Source organism: Shinella agrisoli (genome assembly GCF_046557955.1).
Classification (GTDB): Bacteria; Pseudomonadota; Alphaproteobacteria; order Rhizobiales; family Rhizobiaceae; genus Shinella.
Genome location: NZ_JBJIEP010000058.1, coordinates 1 through 1,494 on the forward strand (window position 1 = coordinate 1; position 1,494 = coordinate 1,494).

Genomic DNA, 1,494 nt, shown 5'->3' on the forward strand with positions numbered 1-1,494 from the left:
CCCCCGATTTTGATTGTCTTCATCCTCTTCCGAATTCGTCTTCGATGCGGATGATGTCGTCTTCTCCGAGGTAGGAGCCGGTCTGGACCTCGATGAGTTCGAGCAGGATCTTTCCCGGATTGGCGAGCCGGTGGACCTCGCCTTGGGGGATGTAGACCGACTCGTTCTCGCGCAGCGGGATCGTCCGCTCGCCGATCGTCACCTCCGCCGTGCCGCGCACGACGATCCAGTGCTCGGACCGGTGGTGGTGCTTTTGCAAGGACAGCCGCTTGCCCGGCGTCACGAACAGCCGCTTGACCTGGAAGCGCTCGCCGTTGAGCACCGAGGTATAGCCGCCCCACGGCCGGTAGGCGGTCGGATGGGTCTGCGTCAGCTTGGCCGTCCCTGCCGAGGCGGCCAGGTGCCTGACCAGCCTGCCGACGCTCTGGCTGTCGTCCAGGCGCCCGACATAGACCGCGTCCTCGCTGGCCACGACCGCGATGTTGTCGAGGCCCTGCACGGCCACATGGATGTCGCGCGAGATGACCAGCGAGTTGCGCGTGTCAAGCACCGTGGTGCTGCCGTCGGCGACGTTGCCGGCCTCGTCCTGCCGGCCGGTCTTCCAGACCGAATCCCAGCTGCCGAGGTCGGACCAGGCGATCGGCGCGGGCACGACGGCGGCGATCGGCGTCTTCTCGAAGATGGCGTAGTCGACGGAGATGTCCGGCGCGCGGGCGAAGGCCGCCTCGTCGAGCCGCTCGAAGTCGAGGTCGTGATGGGCCCTTTCGACCGCCTCGCCCGCCGCCGCAAGCACGTCCGGCGCATATTTGCCAAGCTCGCGCAGGAACAGGCCGGCCGGCAGCATGAACATGCCGGAGTTCCACAGATAGCCGCCCGCCGCCAGCATGGCCGCCGCCGTTTCGCGGTCGGGCTTCTCCACGAAGCGGCGCACCGCATTGGCGCCGTTGCCGAGGTCCTCGCCGGTCTCGATGTAGCCGTAGCCGGTGGCCGGCTCCGTCGGCGTGATGCCGAAGGTGACGAGGCGGCCTGCCCTTGCGGCCCCCGCCGCCCTGGCGATGCAGTCGAGGTAGGCCTGGTCGGCGCCGATCTCGTGATCGGAGGCCAGCACCTGCATCAGCGTGTCCTCGCCATGCCTTGCCGCGATGAAGGTCGCGGCGGCGGCGAGCGCCGGGGCGGTGTTGCGGGCGACCGGCTCCAGCAGGATCGAGGTGAGCGGCACGCCGGCCGCGCGGGCCTGCTCGGCCACCAGGAAGCGGAAGTCGGCATTGGTGACGACGACGGGCGGGGCGTAAAGCGCCGCATCGCCGACGCGGGCCAGCGCCTTCTGGAAGAGCGTGGTCTCGCCGAGGAACTGCAGGAACTGCTTGGGTGCTGCCGCGCGCGACAGCGGCCACAGGCGCGTGCCCCTGCCGCCGGCCATGATGACGGGTACGATCTTGCTGCTCATCCATTCCATCCCGCTCAAGGACCAAAAGGCCCGCTCAAATCAAAAAA

1 protein-coding gene is annotated in these 1,494 nt (G+C 68.5%); it reads right to left on the reverse strand.

The window, feature by feature from the left end:
* Positions 1-19 precede the first annotated feature (19 nt).
* Positions 20-1,447: a mannose-1-phosphate guanylyltransferase/mannose-6-phosphate isomerase gene (locus tag ACIIOY_RS26720; RefSeq protein WP_411037702.1), complete on the reverse strand. Its 1,428-nt coding sequence runs from the start codon at positions 1,445-1,447 to the stop codon at positions 20-22.
* Positions 1,448-1,494: the final 47 nt, after the last annotated feature.

What these genes read in the sequence shown, in the direction of transcription:
- ACIIOY_RS26720 (WP_411037702.1), bottom strand. Translation starts at nt 1,447, where the DNA reads ATGAGCAGCAAGATCGTACCCGTCATCATGGCCGGCGGCAGGGGCACG.